This is a genomic window from Streptomyces sp. NPDC057623, from assembly GCF_042800355.1.
GTDB lineage: Bacteria > Actinomycetota > Actinomycetes > Streptomycetales > Streptomycetaceae > Streptomyces.
In genome coordinates this window covers 1-21,607 of the sequence record NZ_JBHVGZ010000037.1, presented here as the reverse complement: position 1 = coordinate 21,607, position 21,607 = coordinate 1, and the positions used below count along the sequence as shown (strand labels likewise).

21 protein-coding genes are annotated in these 21,607 nt (G+C 72.5%); 12 read left to right on the top strand and 9 right to left on the bottom strand.

Going from position 1 to position 21,607, the window contains the following annotated elements:
• Positions 1–16: 16 nt before the first annotated feature.
• The 4 genes from hutI to hutU form a co-directional block, all read right to left on the bottom strand.
• Complete coding sequence (hutI, locus tag ACFU95_RS30635; RefSeq protein WP_383833875.1) at positions 17–1,348, bottom strand: imidazolonepropionase; 1,332 nt, start codon at positions 1,346–1,348, stop codon at positions 17–19.
• Complete coding sequence (locus ACFU95_RS30630) at positions 1,345–2,694, bottom strand: formimidoylglutamate deiminase (protein WP_383833872.1); 1,350 nt, start codon at positions 2,692–2,694, stop codon at positions 1,345–1,347. Before ACFU95_RS30630 ends, hutI begins: the two co-directional genes overlap by 4 nt.
• Complete coding sequence (locus ACFU95_RS30625) at positions 2,691–3,899, bottom strand: allantoate amidohydrolase (RefSeq protein ID WP_383833869.1); 1,209 nt, start codon at positions 3,897–3,899, stop codon at positions 2,691–2,693. Before ACFU95_RS30625 ends, ACFU95_RS30630 begins: the two co-directional genes overlap by 4 nt.
• Positions 3,900–4,087: 188 nt before the next feature.
• A complete protein-coding gene (gene hutU, locus ACFU95_RS30620) occupies positions 4,088–5,824 on the bottom strand; it encodes a urocanate hydratase (RefSeq protein ID WP_383833866.1) in 1,737 nt (578 codons plus the stop codon).
• 128 nt (positions 5,825–5,952) lie between these two features.
• Between hutU and ACFU95_RS30615 the strand changes: the two genes are divergently transcribed.
• The 5 genes from ACFU95_RS30615 to ACFU95_RS30595 all read left to right on the top strand — a co-directional run bounded on the left by ACFU95_RS30615 (position 5,953) and on the right by ACFU95_RS30595 (position 9,745).
• Positions 5,953–7,377, top strand: a complete 1,425-nt coding sequence (locus ACFU95_RS30615; RefSeq protein WP_383833863.1) for a diaminopimelate decarboxylase — start codon at positions 5,953–5,955, stop codon at positions 7,375–7,377.
• A gap of 182 nt (positions 7,378–7,559) precedes the next feature.
• Positions 7,560–7,952, top strand: a complete 393-nt coding sequence (locus tag ACFU95_RS30610; protein WP_048583153.1) for a hypothetical protein — start codon at positions 7,560–7,562, stop codon at positions 7,950–7,952.
• Positions 7,949–8,740, top strand: a complete 792-nt coding sequence (locus ACFU95_RS30605; RefSeq protein WP_383833860.1) for a transcriptional regulator — start codon at positions 7,949–7,951, stop codon at positions 8,738–8,740. Before ACFU95_RS30610 ends, ACFU95_RS30605 begins: the two co-directional genes overlap by 4 nt.
• Positions 8,741–8,855: 115 nt before the next feature.
• Entirely contained in the window at positions 8,856–9,356 is a 501-nt protein-coding gene (locus ACFU95_RS30600) for a roadblock/LC7 domain-containing protein (RefSeq protein ID WP_383833858.1), read from the top strand.
• Between the two features lie 14 nt (positions 9,357–9,370).
• A complete protein-coding gene (locus ACFU95_RS30595) occupies positions 9,371–9,745 on the top strand; it encodes a hypothetical protein (RefSeq protein ID WP_383833855.1) in 375 nt (124 codons plus the stop codon).
• A gap of 24 nt (positions 9,746–9,769) precedes the next feature.
• On the opposite strand, the gene ACFU95_RS30590 is transcribed toward ACFU95_RS30595, so the two are convergent.
• The 3 genes from ACFU95_RS30590 to ACFU95_RS30580 form a co-directional block, all read right to left on the bottom strand.
• Positions 9,770–10,357, bottom strand: a complete 588-nt coding sequence (locus tag ACFU95_RS30590; protein WP_383833852.1) for a hypothetical protein — start codon at positions 10,355–10,357, stop codon at positions 9,770–9,772.
• 122 nt (positions 10,358–10,479) lie between these two features.
• A complete protein-coding gene (locus tag ACFU95_RS30585) occupies positions 10,480–11,340 on the bottom strand; it encodes a MurR/RpiR family transcriptional regulator (protein WP_383833849.1) in 861 nt (286 codons plus the stop codon).
• Positions 11,337–12,854 carry an aromatic amino acid ammonia-lyase gene (locus tag ACFU95_RS30580; protein ID WP_383833845.1) on the bottom strand — a complete coding sequence of 506 codons (1,518 nt, stop codon included), beginning with the start codon at positions 12,852–12,854 and terminating at the stop codon, positions 11,337–11,339. The genes ACFU95_RS30585 and ACFU95_RS30580 overlap by 4 nt, the downstream gene beginning before the upstream one ends.
• Positions 12,855–12,995: 141 nt before the next feature.
• Between ACFU95_RS30580 and ACFU95_RS30575 the strand changes: the two genes are divergently transcribed.
• The 5 genes from ACFU95_RS30575 (at position 12,996) to ACFU95_RS30555 (ending at position 16,799) form a co-directional block, all read left to right on the top strand.
• Positions 12,996–14,030, top strand: a complete 1,035-nt coding sequence (locus tag ACFU95_RS30575; protein WP_383833842.1) for an ABC transporter ATP-binding protein — start codon at positions 12,996–12,998, stop codon at positions 14,028–14,030.
• Positions 14,027–14,668 carry an ABC transporter permease gene (locus tag ACFU95_RS30570; protein ID WP_383833839.1) on the top strand — a complete coding sequence of 214 codons (642 nt, stop codon included), beginning with the start codon at positions 14,027–14,029 and terminating at the stop codon, positions 14,666–14,668. Before ACFU95_RS30575 ends, ACFU95_RS30570 begins: the two co-directional genes overlap by 4 nt.
• A gap of 1 nt (position 14,669) precedes the next feature.
• On the top strand, positions 14,670–15,332 hold the full coding sequence (locus ACFU95_RS30565; RefSeq protein WP_383833836.1) for an ABC transporter permease: 663 nt from the start codon (positions 14,670–14,672) through the stop codon (positions 15,330–15,332).
• A 22-nt stretch (positions 15,333–15,354) separates the two neighbouring features.
• Positions 15,355–16,287: an ABC transporter substrate-binding protein gene (locus tag ACFU95_RS30560; protein ID WP_383833833.1), complete on the top strand. Its 933-nt coding sequence runs from the start codon at positions 15,355–15,357 to the stop codon at positions 16,285–16,287.
• 71 nt (positions 16,288–16,358) lie between these two features.
• Positions 16,359–16,799, top strand: a complete 441-nt coding sequence (locus ACFU95_RS30555) for a hypothetical protein (protein WP_383833830.1) — start codon at positions 16,359–16,361, stop codon at positions 16,797–16,799.
• 22 nt (positions 16,800–16,821) lie between these two features.
• Here the strand turns inward: ACFU95_RS30555 and ACFU95_RS30550 are convergent, their stop codons facing one another.
• Entirely contained in the window at positions 16,822–17,583 is a 762-nt protein-coding gene (locus ACFU95_RS30550) for an SDR family oxidoreductase (RefSeq protein ID WP_383833827.1), read from the bottom strand.
• Positions 17,584–17,746: 163 nt separating this feature from the next.
• On the opposite strand from ACFU95_RS30550, the gene ACFU95_RS30545 reads away from it, so the two are divergent.
• Positions 17,747–18,577, top strand: a complete 831-nt coding sequence (locus tag ACFU95_RS30545; RefSeq protein ID WP_383833825.1) for a helix-turn-helix transcriptional regulator — start codon at positions 17,747–17,749, stop codon at positions 18,575–18,577.
• Between the two features lie 355 nt (positions 18,578–18,932).
• On the opposite strand, the gene ACFU95_RS30540 is transcribed toward ACFU95_RS30545, so the two are convergent.
• Entirely contained in the window at positions 18,933–20,321 is a 1,389-nt protein-coding gene (locus ACFU95_RS30540; protein ID WP_383833823.1) for a cystathionine beta-synthase, read from the bottom strand.
• 159 nt (positions 20,322–20,480) lie between these two features.
• On the opposite strand from ACFU95_RS30540, the gene ACFU95_RS30535 reads away from it, so the two are divergent.
• Complete coding sequence (locus ACFU95_RS30535) at positions 20,481–21,506, top strand: SGNH/GDSL hydrolase family protein (RefSeq protein WP_383833820.1); 1,026 nt, start codon at positions 20,481–20,483, stop codon at positions 21,504–21,506.
• Positions 21,507–21,607: the final 101 nt, after the last annotated feature.

Sequence of the window (21,607 nt, the reverse complement as noted above, 5' to 3'; positions counted from 1 at the left end):
GGCATCCCCGCGGGGCTCAGACCTCGCGCACACCCCGCCGCCACACCTCGCTGACCAGCGGTACACCCGGCCGGTAGGCCAGGTGCACATGGCTCGGTGCGTCGAGGACGAGCAGGTCCGCGCGGGCGCCCGGGGTGAGGCGGCCGATGTCGTCGCGGCGGAGGGCCGCCGCGCCACCCGCCGTGGCCGACCAGACCGCCTCGTCCGGGGTCATCCCCATGTCCCGTACCGCGAGGGCGACGCAGAAGGGCACGGAGGAGGTGAAGGACGAGCCCGGGTTGCAGTCGGTGGAGAGGGCGACGGTGGCCCCGGCGTCGAGAAGGCGGCGGGCGTTCGGCCACTCGGCGCGGGTGGAGAACTCGGCCCCGGGGAGGAGGGTGGCGACGGTGTCGCTGTTCGCGAGCGCGTCCACGTCGTCGTCCGTCAGGTGGGTGCAGTGGTCGGCGGAGGCGGCGTCGAGTTCGACGGCGAGTTGGACGCCGGGGCCGTAGGAGAGTTGGTTGGCGTGGACGCGGGGGTGCAGGCCCCTGGCCTTGCCCGCGGTGAGGATCGCGCGGGCCTGGTCGCCGTCGAAGGCGCCCTTCTCGCAGAAGACGTCGATCCAACGGGCGTACGGGGCACAGGCGTCGAGCATCTCGCCGGTGACGAGGGCGACGTACGACGCCGGGTCGTCGGCGTGGTCCGGGGAGACGATGTGGGCGCCGAGGTAGGTGACCTCGTCGGTGTGGGCGGCGGCGATGCGCAGGGCGCGGGCCTCGTCCTCGACGGTGAGGCCGTAGCCGGACTTGGTCTCGAAGGTGGTGGTGCCCTGGTGCAGCGCCTCGCGGAGGTAACGGGTGAGGTTGGCCTCCAGTTCCTCGTCGCTCGCCGCCCGCGTGGCCGCGACGGTCGTCCGGATGCCGCCCGCGCTGTACTGGCGCCCCGACATACGGGCGTTGAACTCCTGCGTGCGGTCGCCCGCGAAGACGAGGTGGGAGTGGGAGTCGACGAAGCCGGGGATGACCGCCCGGCCTCCCGCGTCGACCCGGTTGTCAGTGGCGGGTGCTTTGCTTTGATCACCGGTCCACACGACGCGGTCGCCTTCGATGGCGACGGCCGCGTCCTGGATCAGTCCGAGGGGGGATCCTCCCCCACTCTCGAATTTGCTCGAGCGGGGGGACCCCCCTCCCAGGGAGGGGTTGTTGGTGACCAGGGCAGCGATGTTGGTGATGAGCGTGCTTGCGGTGCTCGCGGAGTGGGCGGGGCTGACGGTCGTCGCGTTGCTCATGGCGTCCTTGGTGGCCTGGTCGGCGGTGGGGTCGGATTCGGGGGCGCGGGCGGGCCGCGCGGGCGGGCGGCCCGCCGTCATCCGCGCAGGGCTTCGACGGCGTCCGCGAGGGCTCTCGGCACATCCGGTACGAGGGCGTGGACCCCGTCCCGCACGACGTGCCGACCACCCACGACCGTATGCGACACGTCTGCTGCCGACGCGGCGAATACGGCCGTCTCGGCCCCGAGCCGCGCAAGCGGCCCTGCCGTCCTGACCGAGTCGAGCGCGATCGTCGTGAAGTCGGCGAGCGCACCCGGCTCCAGGGTGCCCGCGCCGTCCCAGCCGAGGGCCGCGTGGCCGTCGGCCGAGGCCGCCCGCAGGAGGGCCGCCGCCGTCCAGTGACCTCGGGTACGGGTGCGCAGGCGCTCGTTCAGCTCCATCGCGCGAGCCTCTTCGAGCAGGTCGATCACGGCGTGGCTGTCGGAGCCGAGGCAGAGCGGGGAGCCGGCCTTCTGGAGGGCGACGGCGGGTCCGATGCCGTCCGCCAGGTCCCGCTCGGTCGTCGGGCACATGCAGGTGCCGGTGCCGCTGCCGCCGATGAGGGCGATGTCCTCCTCGGTGAGGTGGGTGTTGTGGACGCCGGTGGTACGTCGCCCGAGGACTCCGTGCTCGGCGAGGAGCTGGGTGGGCGTGCACCCGTGGGCTTCCCGGCAGGCGTCGTTCTCGGCGGTCTGCTCGGACAGGTGTACATGGAGCGGGGCCCGCCGCTCCTCGGCCCACCGCGCCACGGTCGCCAACTGGTCGGCGGGCACGGCCCGTACGGAGTGGATCGCCGCCCCGATCCGTGCGTGATCCCGGTCCTTGAGAACTGAACAGCGTTCGGCCCAGGCGTCCGCGCTGCCGTCGCAGAAGCGGAGCTGGTGCCGGTCGGGGGCCTGTCCGAAGCCGGAGGAGAGATAGGCGGTGTCGAGGAGGGTGATGCGGATGCCGGCGTCGGCGGCGGCCTCGATGAGGGCCTCGCCCATCGCGTTGGGGTCGGCGTAGGGGGTGCCGCCGGGGGCGTGGTGCACGTAGTGGAACTCACCGACGCTCGTGACCCCGGCCAGCGCCATCTCCGCGTACACCGCGCGGGCCAGATCGCGGTAGGTCTCCGGGGTCAGCCGGTCGGCCGTGGCGTACATGACCTCGCGCCAGGTCCAGAAGGTGCCGGAGCCGACCTGGACGGTGGAGCGCAGGGCGCGGTGGAAGGCGTGGCTGTGCGCGTTCGCCAGGCCGGGGAGCGTCAGGCCGCGCAGGACCTCGGCGCCGGACGGCGGGGTCGGGACGTCGGTCCGGACGGCGGTGACGCGGCCGTCCTGGACGTCCAGGGCCACGCCCGGCTCGACGTGGGTGCCGAGCCAGGCGTGCTCCAGCCAGTACGTACGGGTCCGCTGGGTGGGCGTCACGTGCAGGCCAGTCCTTCCAGTACGTCGGCGAGGGCGGTCACTCCGGCCACGCAGTCGTCCTCGGCGGCGAACTCGGCCGGGGAGTGCGAGACGCCCGTGGGGTTGCGTACGAACAGCATGGCGGTCGGGATGGTCCCGGACAGGATTCCGGCGTCGTGTCCCGCGCCGGTGCCCAGGACGGGGACCTTGAGCTCGGGTTCCCGCTCCTGGCCGAGGATGCGGGCGAGTTCGTCGCGCAGGGCGTGGTCGAACTCCACGACGGGCGTGAAGGACTCCCGGACGATGTCGAGGTCGATGCCGTGGGCCGCCGCGTACTCCCGGGCCGCCTTCTCGATGCCGCCGACCACGCGGTCCAGGCTTGCCTGGTCCTCGGCGCGGGAGTCGAGCCAGCCGCGTACCAGGGAGGGGATGGCGTTGACGCCGTTGGGCTCGACGGCGATCTTGCCGAAGGTGGCGACGGCGCCGGCGAGTTCGGCCTCCCGGCGGGCGGCGAGCACGGTCTCGGCGTACGACAGCATGGGGTCGCGCCGGTCCACGAGCCGTGTGGTGCCCGCGTGGTTGGCCTCGCCCCGGAAGTCGAACCGCCACCGGCCGTGCGGCCAGATGGCGCTGGCGATGCCGACCCGGTCGCCGGACAGGTCGAGGGCGCGGCCCTGCTCGACGTGCAGTTCGACGAAGGCACCGATGCGGGCGAGCCGTTCCGGATCGGCACCGATGGCCTCGGGGTCGTACCCCGCGGTCTCCATGGCCCGGGGCAGGCTGACCCCGGCCCCGTCGGTCAGCCGGTGGGCGCCCTCGACCGTGAGCTGCCCGGCGGTGAGCCGCGATCCGACACAGGCGAGCCCGAACCGGGCACCCTCCTCGTCGCCGAAGTTGACGATCGCGAGGGGCTTGGCGAAGTCGACGCCCCGGCCGCGCAGTTCGTCGAGGGCGGCGAAGGAGGACACGACGCCCAGGGGGCCGTCGAAGGCGCCGCCGTCCGGCACGGAGTCCAGATGCGACCCGGTGACGACGGCGTCCCCGGCGGCGGGGTCTCCGAGCCAGGCCCACTGGTTCCCGTTCCGGTCGACCTCGTAGGCGAGCCCGCGCCCCTCGGCCTGCTCCCTGAACCAGGCCCGGCATTCGAGGTCGGCGCCGGTCCAGGCGAAGCGCCGGTAGCCGTGGGAGTCGGGGTGCCGGCCGATGGGCCGCAGCTCACGCCACATGGAGTGGAAGGAGTTGCCGCCGGCCAGTGGCCCGCCAGGCTGTGGGTGGTCGTTCCGCTGTGCGATGGGGGTCCCCCCGCTCGAACGAAGTTGAGAGTGGGGGAGGGTGGGCACAGCCGAACCCGCACCCGGCGACGAGGCCGCAGCCCCTGCCTGGCGGTTGCCGCCCCGCTCATCTCCCGGAAGGGTCACGCGTCGTCACCCTCGCGCATCGGAACCCGCACGCCCCGCTCGTCGGCGACGGACTCCGCGATGTCGTACCCGGCGTCGACGTGCCGGATGACGCCCATGCCGGGGTCGTTCGTCAGCACCCGGCGGATCTTCTCGCCGCCGAGCTTGGTGCCGTCGGCCACCGTCACCTGTCCGGCGTGGATGGACCGCCCCATGCCGACGCCACCGCCGTGGTGCAGGGAGACCCAGGAGGCGCCCGAGGCCACGTTCACCATGGCGTTCAGCAGCGGCCAGTCGGCGATCGCGTCGGAGCCGTCCAGCATGGACTCGGTCTCACGGTAGGGAGAGGCCACCGAGCCGCAGTCCAGATGGTCGCGGCCGATCGCCAGCGGCGCGGCCAGTTCACCGCTGGCCACCATGTCGTTGAAGCGCTCACCGGCCTTGTCCCGCTCGCCGTAGCCGAGCCAGCAGATGCGCGCGGGCAGGCCCTGGAAGTGGACGCGCTCGCCGGCCATCTTGATCCAGCGGTGCAGGGACTCGTTCTCCGGGAAGAGCTCCAGGATCGCCTTGTCGGTCTTGGCGATGTCGGCGGGGTCGCCGGACAGGGCGGCCCAGCGGAAGGGGCCCTTGCCCTCGCAGAACAGCGGGCGGATGTAGGCCGGCACGAAGCCGGGGAAGGCGAACGCGCGGTCGTATCCGGCGAGTTGGGCCTCGCCGCGGATCGAGTTGCCGTAGTCGAAGACCTCGGCGCCGGCGTCCATGAAGCCGACCATGGCCTCGACGTGCCGGGCCATCGACTCGCGGGCCTTGGTGGTGAAGCCCGCCGGGTCCTTGGCGGCGGCGTCCGCCATGTCGTCGAAGTCGACGCCCAGCGGAAGGTAGGCCAGTGGGTCGTGGGCCGAGGTCTGGTCGGTGACGATGTCGATGGGGGCGCCCATCGCGAGGAGCTGCGGAACCAGCTCGGCCGCGTTACCGAGGACGCCGATGGAGAGGGGGCGGCGGGCGTCACGGGCCTCGGTGGCCAGCTGGAGGGCGTGGTCGAGCGAGTCGGCCTTCACGTCCAGGTAGCGGTGCTCGATGCGCCGCTCGATGGCGCGTGGGTCGCAGTCGACGCAGATCGCGACGCCGTCGTTCATGGTCACGGCGAGCGGCTGGGCGCCGCCCATGCCGCCGAGACCGGCGGTGAGGGTGATCGTCCCGGCGAGGGTGCCGTCGACCCCTTTACCCATTGAATGCAGCTTCGCGGCGACGGCGGCGAAGGTCTCGTAGGTGCCCTGGAGGATGCCCTGGGTGCCGATGTAGATCCAGGAGCCGGCCGTCATCTGGCCGTACATGGTCAGGCCGAGGGCCTCCAGGCGGCGGAACTCCTCCCAGTTGGCCCAGTCGCCGACGAGGTTGGAGTTGGCGATGAGGACGCGCGGGGCCCACTCGTGGGTCTGCATGACGCCGACGGGGCGGCCGGACTGGACGAGCATCGTCTCGTCCTGCTTGAGGGTCCGCAGCGTGCGCACCATCGCGTCGAAGGAGCGCCAGTCGCGGGCGGCCTTGCCGGTGCCGCCGTAGACGACGAGCTTGTCGGGGTGCTCGGCGACCTCGGGGTCGAGGTTGTTCTGCAGCATCCGCAGGGCGGCTTCCTGCTGCCATCCCAGGGCACTCAGTTCCGTACCGCGCGGCGCTCGGACTCCACCAGGGGGCGGCCCGTAGGGCCTCGTTTGAGGGTGGTGGTGGGAGACGGGCGGGCGGGGTCCTGACATGGTCTGCCTCCCAGCGGACTGTGACTGCGAACTGTTGAGGTGGATATTCACATCCTGGCGCCCTGAATAGAACTAGTCAATACATTCGCGGGCCAGCGCGGTCGCGTCCCGGATGTTTGGCTGGATGCATGGGCTCGGACGACGGCGTGACGGGGGATGTTGTGGACAACACGGTGGACAACGGATTCGGGACACCGGCACATGACGCGGACCGGGTGGCCCGGCGGGACGACGCGGTGCGCGCGGCCGTGGAGCAGGGGCTGCTCGGGCCCGGCTCCCCCATCGTCGGCCTGCTCGACGCCACCGGGATCCGGGAGTCGGCGGCGGCGCTGCGGGCGGCGTTCGACGCGGTGGTGGCGCCGGGCACGCCCGTGCTGCACGCCTTCGCGGTGAAGGCGACCCCGCTGGTGCCGGTGCTGCGGCTGCTGCGCGAGGAGGGCATCGGCGCCGAGGTGGCCAGCCCGGGTGAGCTGGCGCTGGCGCGGGCGGCGGGGCTGCGCCCGGAGATGACGGTGCTGGACTCGCCCGCCAAGACGCCGGCCGAACTGCGGGAGGCGCTGGCGCTGGACATCGCCGTCAACGCGGACAACCCGCAGGAGCTGGACCGTATCGACGCCCTGATGAAGTCCGCCACCAGCCGCTCCCCTCTCGGGATTCGGGTGAACCCACAGGTCGGCGGGGGTTCCATCGAGGCGACGTCCACGGCCACGGCGACGTCGAAGTTCGGGGTGGCACTGCGCGACGAAGGCGCGCGGGAGTGGGTCGTACGGGCATACCGGGACCGTCCGTGGCTGACCCGGCTGCATGCGCACACGGGCTCGCAGGGCATCCCGCTGTCCCTGATGGCACAGGGGGTCGCGGCGGTGTACGCGCTCGCCGAGGAGATCAACACGCGGATCGGCCGACGGCAGATCACCACGCTCGACATCGGCGGCGGGCTGCCGGTGAACTTCGCGTCGGACGCGACCACGCCGACGTACGCGCAGTACGCGCGGCTGCTCGGCGAGGCGGTGCCGGGCCTGTTCGACGGGCGCTACGGGCTGGTCACCGAGTTCGGCCGCTCGCTCCTCGCCAAGCACGGGACGGTGGTGGCGCGGGTCGAGTACGCGAAGAGCGCGGGCGGGCGCCCGGTGGCGGTCACCCACGCGGGCGTGCAGGTCGCCACGCGGACGGTGTACGCGCCGGGGAGCTGGCCGCTGCGGATCGCCGCGTACGACGGCAAGGGGCGCCCGAAGGAGGGGCCGGCCGTGGTGCAGGACGTGGCCGGACCGGCCTGCTTCTCGGGTGACCTGCTGGCCGAGGGGGCCGCGCTGCCGTTGCTGGAGCAGGGGGACTTCGCGGCGGCGCTGGACACGGGGGCGTACTACTTCGCACACCACTACGCGTACAACTCCCTCGCCCGGCCCGCCATCCACGGCTTCGCGCCGGACGGGTCCGGGGGCATCGCCTTCGCCACCGTGCGCGAGGCGCAGTCGCTCGACGAGATCGTGGCCGAATCGGGAGGGGCGCACGCGGCCTCGCTCACCACCTTGTCCGCGTCGAAGCGCCGTTGACGCAGGCCGACATGGAGCAGTAGTCCATACGCGATCAAGTCACGTGAAAACGGGGTCAGTCGACCCACCCTAGTCACTCGGCGCATGTTCCACTGGAAAATGCCCGAACGCTCACTCGCCGCACACACGTTGCGTAGTTTGGCGGTCACTCAGCCGGACCCCGAGGCGGGAGGGGAGCGACGGTGCCCGGAATCGACGAGTGTTTGCTGGAGACGATGCGGCTGCCCGGTGCGCGGGGCGCCGCGCTGGTCGACTGGACGAGCGGACTGGCCCTGGGCACGGTGGGCGACCCGCCGGGCGGTGACCACGAGACGGCGGCCGCCGAGGCGGCCGAGCTGGCCCGGCTGGCCGCCGAGCAGCACGCGTTCGGGCCCACGGACGGCACGGACACCGGGGATCCGCCCGTCGAGGACGTGATCCTCAGCAACCGGGACAGCTACCACGTGCTGCGGTTCGTGCCGACGTCCTTCGACAGCAGCGTGTTCCTGTACCTGTGGCTGGCCCGCGCGGACGGCAACCTCGCGCTGGCCCGCATCCGGCTCGGCGAGATGGCCGAACGGCTGGTGCTGGGATGACCGTGGTCGACAGCCCCCCGCCGCCGCGTCTGCCGGTCCGGGACCGGGCTACGGCCCATCAGCGGGCCGGGGGCGGGGTCTCACCGATGCTGACCCGGCTCGCGGAGGAGCGGGCCACCGGCGTCCTGGACCGCGAGCACGGCACGCTCCATCTCGCCGAGGGCCGGGTGGTGCACGCCGAGAGCCCGCTCGCCCCCGGCCTGGACGTGCTCCTCACCGGCCACGGCATCCTCGACGCCGGGGCCTGGCGGGATGCCGAGGACAGCGGCGACCGGGGGCGGCTGCTGGCGCACGGCGTCACACCGGGCGCGCTGGAGCTGGCGCAGGTGAGCGCCCTGTACGACGCCGCGTACTTCGCCCTCGCCCCCAGCAGCACACCCGGCCGCTTCCGCTACGGCACCGCGCACTGGCTCGCCTCCGTGCATCCCGTGCCGGTGGCCGCCCTGGAGCGCGAGACACTGCGCCGCCGTGCCCTGCTGCTCCACATCTGGCCCGACCCGGCGACGGACGGCGCGCCTCTGATCCGCGCCGACCCGGTCGCCGCCCCCGCGGTGCCGCCCCGGCAGGCCGCCGTACTGGAACGGGTGGACGGCGTACGGCGGGCCACGGACATCGCGCGGGAGCTGGGCAGGCCGACGTTCCACACGCTGGTGCACCTACGGCGGCTGGCCGCAGCGGGGCTCGTGTCCCCGCAGCCACCGCCGCCCGTCCAGGACGTTCCGCCCGAGGCGGCCGATCCCTATGTCGCGCTGCTGAAGAGGGTCAGGGATGCGCTGGAGGCCCTTTGACCGCAAACCCATCGAAGACCGCGGACCCGACGAGGACCGCAGGCCCGTCAAGGACCGTGAGCCGGCCGGGGTGCCTCGCCCGCCGCAGCGGTCCCGTGCCGAGAGGAGAAAACTGATGGCGGCCGAGGCCCCGATACTCGACGAGTTCCGTCGGCTCAGAGCCCGAGTGCCCCAGCTGACCGGAGCGCTCGCGGCCGGCGTGGACGGTCTCGTCCTCGCCCACGACACCCCCGGCGTCGAGCCCGACGGCCTCGCCGCGCTCACCGCCGCCGCACTCGGCGTCGCGGTGCGCGTGACGGACGCGACCGGCCGGGGCGACTTCCGCGAGCTGCTGGTGCGCGGGACGGACGGCTATGTGGCGACGTACGCGGCGGGACGCACCGCCGTACTGACGCTGCTCGCCACGGACCGCGTCAACGTCGGCCGGCTGCATCTGGAGGGCCGCCGCGCCGGTGCCCGCATCGGCGAGCTCGTCGACGCGAACGCGGCGCCGCCCAGGCGGAGTCCTGCCAAGAGCTCCGCCAAGGAGCCAGCCAAACCCATGCCCACCCGCACGAGAACCGCGCGTTCGGCACGCACCAGCACCGCCAACGCGCGCACCACCACCGACAGTTGAGAGGAAATCACGTCATGGCCAACACCGAGACCACCCTGAAGGAATGCCTCGCCGCGATCGAGGGGGCGACCGGGGCCGCGCTCGTCGACTACACCAGCGGGATGGCGCTCGGCACGCTGGGCGGCAGCAAGAGCTTCGACCTCAATGTCGCCGCCGCCGGCAACACCGACGTCGTCCGCGCCAAGATGCGCACGATGGAGCACCTCGGCCTCAAGGGCGGCATCGAGGACATCCTGATCACCCTCAGCGACCAGTACCACCTGATCCGGCTGATCGCCGGGCGCGGGGGCAACGGCCTCTTCCTGTATCTGGTCCTCGACGCCAAGCGGGCCAACCTGGCGATGGCCAGGCACCAGTTGAAGAAGATCGAGGAGGACCTGGAGGTCTGACCCGCACCGGCCGGAAGGGCTGAGCTACACCAGCGCCGCGGTGCGGCGGCGGCTCCCGCCCGGGGCCGCGTCGCCCGCGGCGAGGCCCGTACTGCGATAGGCCCTGACCGCCTTGCCCGCGGGCCGGCCGCCTCGTCCGTCGAGCCAGTCGACCCGCACCCACAGCAGGGCGTCCGCGGCCCGCTCCCGCCGGCCGAGCCACGCCGCCTTGAGCCACAGCCCCGCCCCGCACCCCGCCAGCAGCGCCCCGCCCGCCGCGGGCACGGCGAACGCGCTGCCCAGTGCGGCGAGGAAGGCGAGCAGCAGCCACCAGCGGTGACCCCGGCGCCAGTTGCGGACGGCGACCGCGCGGTCCTGGAGCACGTCGTGCTGGCCGGCGCGGGCGGCCGAACCGCTCAGGGCGGTGTACCGCTTGCGGCCGGCGTACGCGACCACAGCCGTCGTGACGATGAAGAGCGCCGCCCCGGCCAGCACTCCGATCCGGCGTCCCGTCAGCCCCGGCGCCAGCACCCCGATGCCCGCCGCGAACACCCCGAGCCACCACAACGGCGCCGCCCCGGCCCGTACGACGACGGCCACCCGGGCCAGCCCCTGCCCACCTCCGCGTGCCACGTCCGGCCTCCCCTCTCGCGTCTGTCCAGATGCTGTGCGCGCACGCTAGCCATCGAACGTGAGACGAGCCTTAAGAAGGCCCTCGGCTCTCGCCACGGCAGAAGCACAGGGCTCCTGCCGGGTCACTCGACGAACAGCCCCCGCGTGGCCGCCCGCGCGTCGAACTCCTCCAGCCGTGCCTGCGCGTCCGGCAGGTCGTCGCACATCGCCTCCAGCAGGACCCGGCCCAGCAGCATCGGAGCGCAGGCCGTGTCGAAGGCGAGGCCCGTGCCGACGGCCGCGGGCAGCAGCAGGTCGGAGACCTTGGCGACCGGCGCGAACGCGGAGTCGGCCACTGTCACCACCGTCAGCCCGGCCTCCTTGGCGTACGCCAGGGTGTCCACGACCTCACGCGGATGCCGGGGCAGCGCGAAGCAGAGCAGGGCCGTCGCGCCGGCCCGGACGGCGGCGTCGATACGGTCGTGGATCATCGTGCCGCCCTCGTGCAGCAGCCGTACGTCCGGGTGGACCTTGGCGGCGAAGTACGCGAAGCCGTACGCCTGGGAGGCGGCGGCGCGCAGCCCCAGCACCGGCAGCGGGCGCGAGGCCGAGAGCAGCCGGCCCGCCTTCCGCACCGGGCGGGGGTCGGCCAGCACCTCCGCCAGGTGCCTGAGGTTCTCGATCTCGGCCTCGACCGCCTGCTGGTACTCGTTGTACGAGCCGGCGTCGGCCGCCTGCTCCACGGGCGCGACCTCACGCAGGTGCTTGCGCAGCGCCGGGTAGCCGTCGAAGCCGAGGGCGACGGCGAAACGGGTCACGGAGGGCTGGCTGACCCCGGCCAGCTCGGCCAGCTCCACGCTGGACAGGAAGGGCACGTCGGCGGCCCGCCGCACCATGCTGTGCGCGATGCGCCGCTGGGTCGGGGTGAGCCGGTGCCCCTCGAAGAGCGCCTGAAGTCGCGCGGCGGGACTGTCCGTCCCGCTCGTGTTCCTGTCCGCGCTCATACCGCGCTCCCCCTCCAGATGTCCGTGAACCGGTCCAGCAGTGCGGCCGCAGCCGTCACGTCGTCGGTGAGCGGCCGGTCGGCCAGGTCGTCGTCGAGCACCGACTCGGCCAGCGCCAGCGCCCGGCCCACCGGGAGCTCCGGGTCGGGTCGGAGGTCGCGCAGGCGCAACGCCCGTACGGCGGCGACGAGTTCACAGCCGACGACCAGACGGTACGCGCCGCACGCCCGCAGTGTCTGCCGTGCGGCGAGCGAGGCGAAGCTGGCCTGCTCCTCCACGCCCCGGGAGAGTACAGCGTGGCCGAGCGAGGCGGGGGCGGAGAAGGCCCGCAGATCACCGAGGGCGGCCGCGGCGGCGTACTCCAGGATCATCACGCCGGACGAGGCGGGCTCGGGGTCGGCGAGGAAGGGCTTGAGGCGGGTGTAGGCGGGCTCGTTCAGGGTCGACAGACGGGAGGTCGACAGCCGGGCCACCTGGGTCAGCGCCAGCCGGAAGTGGTCCAGGGCGAGGGCGAGTTGGGCCTGGTAGAAGCCGCCGTGATGGTAGGCGGCCATGTCCTCGGGGGAGATGAGGGGGTTCTCGGCGGCGGCGTTGATCTCCACCGCGAGCACCTCCTCCAGGGCGTCGGCGGCGTCGTGCGCCGGGCCGTGGATCTGGGGCAGACAGCGGAAGCCGTACGGGTCCTGGATGCGGCCCAGCGGCGGGGTGGGCCGGTCCTCGGCGCCGATCAGCTCCCGCATCCGGCGGGCGACCTCGGTGCTGCCCCGGTGCGGCCGGGCGGTGTGCACGGGGGCGGCGTACGCCTCGTGGGAGCCGTCGACGGCGAGCAGCGAGAGGGCGCCGACGACCTGGGTGGCGGCGACGAGTCCGCGCAGTTCGTGCAGGGCGAGGGCGGCCTGGCCGAGGGTGAGGGCGTTGCTGCTGATGAACGCGAGCGCGTCGTTGTTGTCGAGCGGCTGCGCCTCGGGGGCGCCGGAGCCGCGCCACGGATGCTCCCCGGCCAGCGCGAGGCCGGCCTGCGCCAGCGCCGCGAGGTCGCCGGTGCCGACCGAGCCGAACTCGTTCACGACCGGATGGGCGCCGCTCTCCAGCGCCTCGCACATCGCGGTGATGACGGTGGGGCGCAGGCCAGCGCCGCCGGCCAGCAGCTGGTTGGCCCGTACGGCGAGCATGGCCCGCACCTGCCGGGCGGGCAGTTCCTCCCCGATGGCGCCCGCGTGGCTGCGCAGCAGGCGCAAGCCGTGCTCGGCGGCGGTGTCGGTGGGCACGTCCTCGTTCCGGTTGGCGCCCACGCCGGTGGAGCGGCCGTAGACGCGGCCGGTCGCGGCGATGAGGCGGGCGGCGTCCCAGGACTCCTCGGCGCGCTTCATGGCGTCGGTCGCGGGGACCGGCCGCGCGGTTCCCTGGGCGAGGCGTACGACGTCCTCGACGCCGAGCCCGATCCCGTCGAGGACGACCAGGCCGGTATGCCCAGGAGACACCACACCCGGACTGTCCACGATACGAGACGACATCAAGCCCAAACTCCCCTCAACCCGGACATTCGATCTTGCCCTTCGGTCATCCGTTACTTCGGATTTACACCAACCCGTTGACAACCTATTCAGCTACCAAGAACTCTGCATGACGTTATACAGCCGGGCAAGGGACATCTCATGATCCAGTTCGACGCGGTCCACAAGCGCTTCCCCAACGGCACGACAGCAGTCCACGATCTCTCCCTGGACATGCCGGAGGGCGGCGTGACCGTCCTGGTCGGATCCTCCGGTTGCGGCAAGACGACCACCCTCAGGATGATCAACCGGATGGTGGAGCCGACCTCCGGCACCATCCGGGTCGGCGGCAAGGACGTCACCCGACAGGACGCCGCCGAGCTGCGCCGCTCCATCGGGTACGTCATCCAGCAGGCGGGCCTGTTCCCGCACCGCACGGTGCTCGACAACATCGCCACCGTGCCGCTGCTGCTGGGCTGGAGCCGCCGCAGGGCGCGCACCCGGGCGGCGGAGCTGCTGGAGACGGTCGGCCTGACGGCCGACGCCGGCAGGCGTTACCCGCACCAGCTCTCCGGCGGCCAGCAGCAGCGCGTGGGCGTCGCCCGCGCACTCGCCGCCGACCCGCCCGTGCTGCTGATGGACGAGCCGTTCGGCGCGGTCGACCCCGTCGTGCGCACCCAGCTCCAGGACGAACTGCTGCGCCTGCAGAAGGAGCTGAGCAAGACCATCGTCTTCGTCACGCACGACGTCGACGAGGCCGTACGGCTGGGCGACCAGATCGCGATCTTCCGCACCGGCGGCCACCTGGTCCAGTGCGCGTCCCCCGCCGAACTCCTCGCCCGCCCCGCCGACGACTTCGTGGCCGACTTCCTCGGCGCCGAGCGCGGTCTGAAGCTGCTGAGCCTGCGGACCCTCGCGGACCTCCCGCAGGGCCCGGCGCCGGAGGGTGGCGCCTGGAGCCTGGTGCTCGACGAGGCGAACAAGCCCGTGCACTGGGCGTCGCAGGACACCGAGATCCCCCTGCGACCGCTCAAGGACGGCGACTCCCTGCTCGCGGCGCTCAACGAGTCCATCGCCTCCCCCACCGGCCTGATCGCCCGCGTCGACGCGGCCGGCGTCCTCACCGGCGTCACCTCCCGCGACGCCATCCACGAGCACGCGGGCCAGGCGCACTCGGAAGCCCGGGTGGCGGCATGACCGTCGACTGGTCGTGGATAGGCGACCACACCGACGACCTCACCACCCTGACGATCTCCCACCTCCAGGCCGCGCTCACCGCCGTCTTCCTGGGTGTGCTGATCTCGCTGCCGCTCGCGGTGATCGCCCACCGGATCCGCCCCCTGCGCGGCTTCCTGCTGGGCCTGTCGAACGTCCTGTTCACGATCCCGTCGATCGCGATCTTCGTGCTCCTGCTCCCGGTGTCCGGCCTCACCCGCACCACGACGGTGATCGGCCTGACCGTCTACACCCTGGTCGTCCTGCTGCGGAACACCGTCGAGGGCCTCGACTCGGTCCCCGTGAAGGTGAAGGAGGCAGCGAAAGCCATGGGCACGCGCCCCCTGCGCACGCTCCTCACCGTCGAGTTCCCGCTCGCGCTCCCCGTGATCATGGCCGGCGTCCGGATCGCGACCGTCATGTCCATCTCCCTGGTCTCGGTCGCGACCTACATCGGCGACGGCGGCCTCGGCCAGCTCTTCACCGACGGCTTCCAGCGCAACTTTCCGACCCCGGTGATCGTCGGAGTGGTCCTCACCCTCCTGCTGGCCGTGGTCGCGGACGCGGCGCTGGTCGCCCTCCAGTACGTCCTGACCCCCTGGCGGAGGCGGCGAGCCTGACATGTACGAACTCTTCAAGAACCTCGGCGTCTGGCTGGTCGGCGGCGAACAGTGGGCCGGCCCGGACGGCATCGGCCACCGCCTGGCCGAACACCTCCAGTACTCCCTGCTCGCCACCCTCATCGCGGCGGCGATCGGTCTCCCGCTCGGCCTGCTGATCGGCCACACCGGCAAGGGCGCCTTCCTCGCGATCAACCTCGCCTCCTTCGGGCGCGCCCTGCCGACCGTCGGCCTGGTCGTGCTGGTCTTCCTGGCCGGCGGACTGTCCATGCTCCCGGTCTACGTCGCCCTCGTCGCCCTCGCGGTCCCGGCGATCGTCACCAACACCTACGCGGGGATGACGGCCGTCGACCCGGACGTGAAGGACGCGGCACGCGGCCAGGGCATGCGCGGCCACCAGGTCCTCTTCCAGGTGGAACTCCCCCTCGCCCTCCCTCTGATCATGACGGGCCTGCGCCTGGCGCTGATCCAGGTCGTGGCCACCGCCACCATCGCCGCGTACGTCTCCTTCGGCGGCCTGGGCCGCTATGTCTTCGACGGCCTCGCCCAGCGCGACCTCGTGCAGGTGCTGGGGGGCGCGGTGCTGGTCGCCGTCGTCGCCGTGGTCCTCGACCTGGCCCTGTCCGGCCTCCAGCGCTTCCTCTTCCGCCACCGCACCGCCTAGGGGCCTCTCGATGAACCTCCCGATGAACCGACGCGCACTTCTCGGCGGCCTCTTCGCCGCCGCCTCCGTCCCCGCCCTCGCCGCCTGCTCCGGCGGCATCACCTCCCTCGACGGCGAGGGGACCTCCTCCGGTGGCGGCGGCTCCAGCAAGGGCGGCATCACCATCGGCACCGCCAACTTCACGGAGAACCAGGTGCTCGGGTACCTCTACGCCGCCGTCCTGGACGCGGCCGGCGTGAAGGTGAACGTCCGCCCCAACCTCGGCACCCGCGAGATCCTCATCCCCGCCCTCAAGGGCGGCGACATCGACCTGCTCCCCGAGTACCAGGGCGCCCTGCTGCACTACGTCGCCCCCAAGGCGAGGGCCACGGAGGAGGGCGAGATGCAGAACGCCCTCACCATCGCCCTCCCGAACGGCCTCCAGGTGCTGCCGTACGGCATGGCCGAGGACTCGGACGCCTTCGTCGTCACCCGGGAGACGGCCCGGAAGTACGGCCTGACCTCCCTCGCCGACCTGAGGAAGCAGAACGGCAAGCTGGTCATCGGCGCGGCGCCGGAGGTGAAGAAGCGGGAGGTCGGGGCCGTCGGCCTCAAGGACGTCTACGGCGTGGAGTTCAAGGAGTTCAAGTCCCTCGACTCCTCCGGTCCCCTGGTCAAGGGCGCCCTGAAGAAGGGCGACGTGGACGTGGCCAACCTGTTCACCACGGACACCGACATCCAGGCCAACGACTGGGTCGTCCTGACCGACCCCGAGAACCTCATCCCCGGCCAGCACGTCGTCCCCCTCATCGCCGACCGCAAGGCCGACTCCACGGTCCGCAAGGCCCTCGCCCGCCTCGGCAACACCCTGACCACCGCCCAGCTGACCGAGCTGAACCGACAGGTGGACAAGGACAAGAAGGACCCGCAGGACGTGGCGGACGCGTACGCGAAGGAACACGGGCTGGTGAAGTGACGGCACACCCCCCGGCGAACTGGGGGGCTAACCCCAGTGCGGTCGTATCCCCCGCTGCCTACCTTGGGGGTATGACCGGAATGGACGCGCGGGACACCGAGCTCAAGAAGGAACTCAACGCCACCTTGCAGGCCCGCAGGGAGCTGGGCGACGAGTACGAGTCCGCGCTGGTCGACTCGTTCATGGAAAAGGTCGACCAGCGCATCGACGGGGCGGTCGAGCGCCGGCTGCGGCGGCAGCTGGCCGAGCAGCAGATGGTGGCGGCCCGGGGCGCGCGCTCGCCCAAGCCGACGGACTCCTTCGGCGAGCGCTTCGGCTTCGGCATCGTCACGCTGGTCGTGGCGATCCCGCTGTCCGGGATCGGCGGCGGCGTGGCCGGCCTCTCCGGTCTGCTGGTCACCTGGGTCGGCATCGTCGGCGTGAACGTCGTCCAGGCGGTGCGCACCAACCCCGGCTTTTTCCGGGGCTGGCGCCGCAGGTCGGGCAAGGACGAGGCCCGCTGGGAGGACTGAGCCTCCCGGCGGGCCGGCGGGCTCACGCCTGCCGGGTGGGCATGGCCATGATCTGCCGCAGGTTCACATGCCGGGGCCGGCTCACCGCGTACGCCACCACATCGGCGAGTTCCTCTGCCGTCAGCGTGCCCACGGCTTCGAGCATGCCGTCGACCTGCCCCGACACCTCCGCGTTGGCGGTGTGCAGCCGCAGCTCGCTCTCCACGAACCCCGGCTCCACGTTGGTCACCCGCACGTCTCGCGGCCCGAACTCGGTGCGCAGGCACTGGGAGAGATGCGTGACCGCGGCCTTGGTCGCCCCGTACACCGCGTAGTTGGGGAAGGCGAGATGCGCGCCGACGGACGAGATGTCGACCAGGTCGGCCGTGCGGCCCTCGCCGGCCGCCGCCACCAGATCGCCGGTGAACGCCCGGATGACGCGCAGCACCCCGGTCACATTGGTGTCGATCATCCGCTGCCACTCGTCGAGCCGCCCCGCCTCGACGGGGTTGCCGAGCATGACGCCCGCGTTGTTGACGACGAGGTCGACGGGCCCGTACGCCTCGTGGATCCGTTCCACGGCGGCGGCCACGGACGCGTCGTCGGTGACATCCGCGACGACGGCCAGGGCCGCACCGCCGTCCGCCGTGATCTTCGCGGCGATCTCGTCCAGCCGCTGTCCGCGCCGGGCCAGCAGCGCGACCCGCGCGCCCCGCTCGGCGAGCAGCACGGCGACGGCCTCGCCGATCCCGCTCGCCGCTCCGGTCACGACGGCGGTACGTCCGGTCAGGTTCTCGTACGACATGGGGCTCCTCCGGGTTCCTCGCGAGGTGGCCACCGGGGCGTCTCCCCGGTGCCTCGCCACACCCCTCACCCTCGGTCGCCTTGCCCGCCCCACCCAGGGCTGCGCTGTTCCTGTGTCTGGCAGTACCAGGCTCCCGGCTCGCCGCGCGTCTAGGCTCGAACCCATGGACGGGGACCTGGGAGACTTCCTGCGCTCGCGCCGCGGCCGGATCCGGCCGGAGGAGGTGGGCCTGCCCTCGTACGGGCGGCGCCGCGTCCCCGGGCTGCGCCGGGAAGAGGTGGCGCAGCTGGCCGGGGTGAGCGTCGACTACTACGTCCATCTGGAGCAGGGGCGGGGACAGCGCGTCTCCGACTCCGTACTGGACGCGATCGCGCGGGTCCTGCGGCTGGACGAGACGGAGCACGCCTATCTGCGGACGGTGGCCCGGCCTCGCGACCGGGGCACCGGCCGCCCGGACACGGCTCGCGTCCGGCCGGGCGTGCAGACCCTGCTGGACAGCATGGACCGCACGCCCGCCTTCGTCATGGGCCCCCGCATGGACGTCCTCGCCTGGAACGCCCTCGCCGACGCGGTGAGCGACTACGGCCGTACGGCTCCCGCCGACCGCAACATCCCGCGGCACGTCTTCCTCGACGCCGCTTCCCGGGTCCGCTACCCGGACTGGCCCGCGATCGCCGCGCAGGCCGTCGCCCACCTCCGCCTGAACGCCGGCCACCGCCCGGACGACCGCAAGCTGGGTGACCTCGTCGGTGAACTGTCCGTCCGGAGCGAGGACTTCTGCCGACTGTGGGCGGACCACCGGGTCGAGGCCTGCATGTCCGGCACGAAACGCGTCCAGCACCCGCTCGCGGGCCTGCTGACCCTCCCGTACGAGACCATGACCATCCAGACGGAACCGGACCAGACGATGGTGGTGTACACGCCGCAACCGGGCTCGGAGACGGCGGAGAGGCTTGCGCTGCTGGGGAGTTGGGCCGCCGCGGAGGCGGGCTGAGGCCGCCGCGACCTCCACCGGCCCGCGGCAGAGCTATGCGCGGGGACCGCCGCACCCCCGTTGCCGGGGGGCGGGACGACGGCGGTCCCCGCGAGGGACGTTGACCGGGTCAGGCCGGGTCTCACGTCCGGGCGTCCATGGAGGTCCGGGAGCCGCTCCGGAGGTCCTTGGACGTTCGGCGCCGGCTCGGGCGGGGAGCCGCTCCCGCCCCTGCCGACACCCACCAATGTGCCGGACGCGTGTTAAGCGGGTGCTGCGTGAACGTGACGCGCTCGTACCAGTTCCGCGACGGTCCGAGCGGCCCCGGTCACCGCAAGTTCGCCGCGGACACGCCCCGTTCACCGCAGGTTCGCCGCTACTTCCCACCCTTGGCCAGGAACGCCAGCAGGTCCTGCCGGCTGACCACACCGGTCGGCTTGCCCTCGACGAGGACGATCGCGGCGTCCGCCGTGCCCAGCACGGACATCAGGTCCCCGACCGGCTCACCGGAGCCGACCTGCGGCAGCGGAGCCGACATGTGCTTCTCCAGCGGGTCCTCCAGCGAGGCCCGCTTGGTGAACAGCGCGTCGAGCAGTTCCCGTTCGACGACGGAGCCGACGACCTCGGCCGCCATGACGTCCGGGTGCCCGGCGCCCGGCTTCACGATCGGCATCTGCGAGACGCCGTACTCGCGCAGCACCTCGATGGCCTGACCGACCGTCTCGTCCGGGTGCATGTGGACGAGGGAGGGGATGGCGCCGTGCTCCTTGTCGTTGAGGACGTCACCGACGCGCGCGTTGGGGCCCTCGTCCTCCAGGAAGCCGTAGTCGGCCATCCACTCGTCGTTGAAGATCTTGCTGAGGTAGCCACGCCCGCTGTCGGGGAGCAGTACGACGACGACGTCGTCCGGACCGAGCCGCTCGGCGACCTCCAGGGCGGCGACGACGGCCATGCCGCACGAACCACCCACCAGCAGCCCCTCCTCCTTCGCGAGCCGCCGGGTCATCTGGAAGGAGTCCTTGTCGGACACGGCGACGATCTCGTCGGCGACGGTCCGGTCATAGGCGGTGGGCCAGAAGTCCTCACCCACACCCTCGACGAGATACGGCCGCCCGGACCCGCCGGAGTACACGGAGCCCTCGGGGTCGGCGCCGACGACCCGCACCTTGCCGTCGCTGACGTCCTTCAGGTAGCGGCCGGTACCGGAGATGGTCCCGCCGGTCCCCACGCCCGCCACGAAGTGGGTGATCTTCCCCTCCGTCTGCTCCCACAGCTCGGGGCCGGTGGAGTGGTAGTGGGAGAGGGGGTTGTTGGGGTTGGAGTACTGGTCGGGCTTCCACGCGCCGGGCGTCTCGCGTACGAGGCGGTCGGAGACGTTGTAGTAGGAGTCCGGGTGCTCGGGATCGACGGCGGTCGGGCAGACGACGACCTCGGCCCCGTAGGCCCGCAGCACGTTGATCTTGTCGGTGCTCACCTTGTCGGGGCACACGAAGATGCACTTGTACCCCTTCTGCTGGGCCACGATGGCGAGCCCGACACCGGTGTTGCCGCTGGTCGGTTCGACGATCGTGCCACCGGGCTTGAGCGCACCGCTCTCCTCGGCGGCCTCGATCATGCGCAGGGCGATGCGGTCCTTCACGGAGCCGCCCGGGTTGAAGTACTCCACCTTGGCCAGGACGGTCGCCCGGATGCCCTGGGTCACGTTGTTGAGCCTCAGCAGCGGGGTGTTGCCGACGAGGCTGATCATCGAGTCGTGGAAATGCACCGTTGTCTCCGGATGCTGCAAAAGAAGTGGTCTTAGTGGTTCCGCCAGCCTATGGCCTGCACGGGGCCCATGACGGTCGTTCACTCCTCGTTGGGATTGGGCCACGGTCCGTGCGGGGCAAGCAGTGGATGTACGGCTATGAGGAGGTGGCGGCGACGGATGACGAGCATGTCGAGGGCGAGGGTGGCCCGGCGGATCGCGGCGGGCGCTGCGTACGGCGGCGGTGGGATCGGTCTGGCCGGGGCGGCGGCCGTCGGTCTGCTCCTCGCCGAGGTGCGGCTGGCCCGGCGCCACGTCGGCAACGGCACGAGCAACCACGTCCCGAACGCCGACGGCCGGTACGGCCGGTTGTACGCCACTCCCGGCGTGCAGGCGCTGCGGCTGACGCTGCTGGGTGACTCGACGGCCGCGGGCCAGGGCGTGCACCGGGCGGGGCAGACACCGGGGGCGCTGCTGGCGTCGGGGTTGGCGGCGGTGGCGGAACGCCAGGTGGAGTTCCGTAACGTGGCGCTGCCGGGCGCCCGCTCGGACGACCTGGACCGCCAGGTGGCCCTGGTCCTGGCGGACCCCGCCCTGGCGCCCGACGTCTGCGTGATCATGATCGGCGCGAACGACGTCACGAACCGCATGCCGGCGACGCGCTCGGTGCGCCACCTGTCCTCGGCGGTGCGGCGGCTGCGCACGGCCGGCGCGGAGGTGGTGGTCGGCACCTGCCCCGACCTGGGCACGATCGAGCCGGTCCAGCAGCCGCTGCGCTGGCTGGCCCGGCGCGCTTCCCGTCAGCTGGCGGCCGCCCAGACGATCGGCGCCGTCGAGCAGGGCGGCCGCACGGTGTCGCTGGGCGACCTGCTGGGACCGGAGTTCGCGGCCAACCCGCGCGAGCTCTTCGGTCCCGACCACTACCACCCCTCGGCGGAGGGCTACGCCACGGCGGCGATGGCGGTCCTGCCGACGGTCTGCGCGGCCCTCGGCCTGTGGCCGGCGGAGGAGGAGCGCCCCGACGTCACCCGTCGCGAGGGGTTCCTGCCGGTGGCCCGTGCCGCGGCCGAGGCCGCGTCGGAGGCGGGCACGGAGGTCACGGCCGCGATGCCGACGGGCCCGAAGGGCCCCTGGGCCCTTCTGAAGCGCCGGCGCCGCCGCCGCGTCCCGGAACCGGACCGCACCCCGGTGACGCCGTCCCCCTGACCAAGGGAGTTCCTCGCCCCCGCCGCCCCTACCCGTCCCATCCTTCTGGGGCTCCGCCCCAGACCCCGCTCCTCAAACGCCGAAGGGGCTCTGGGCATTTC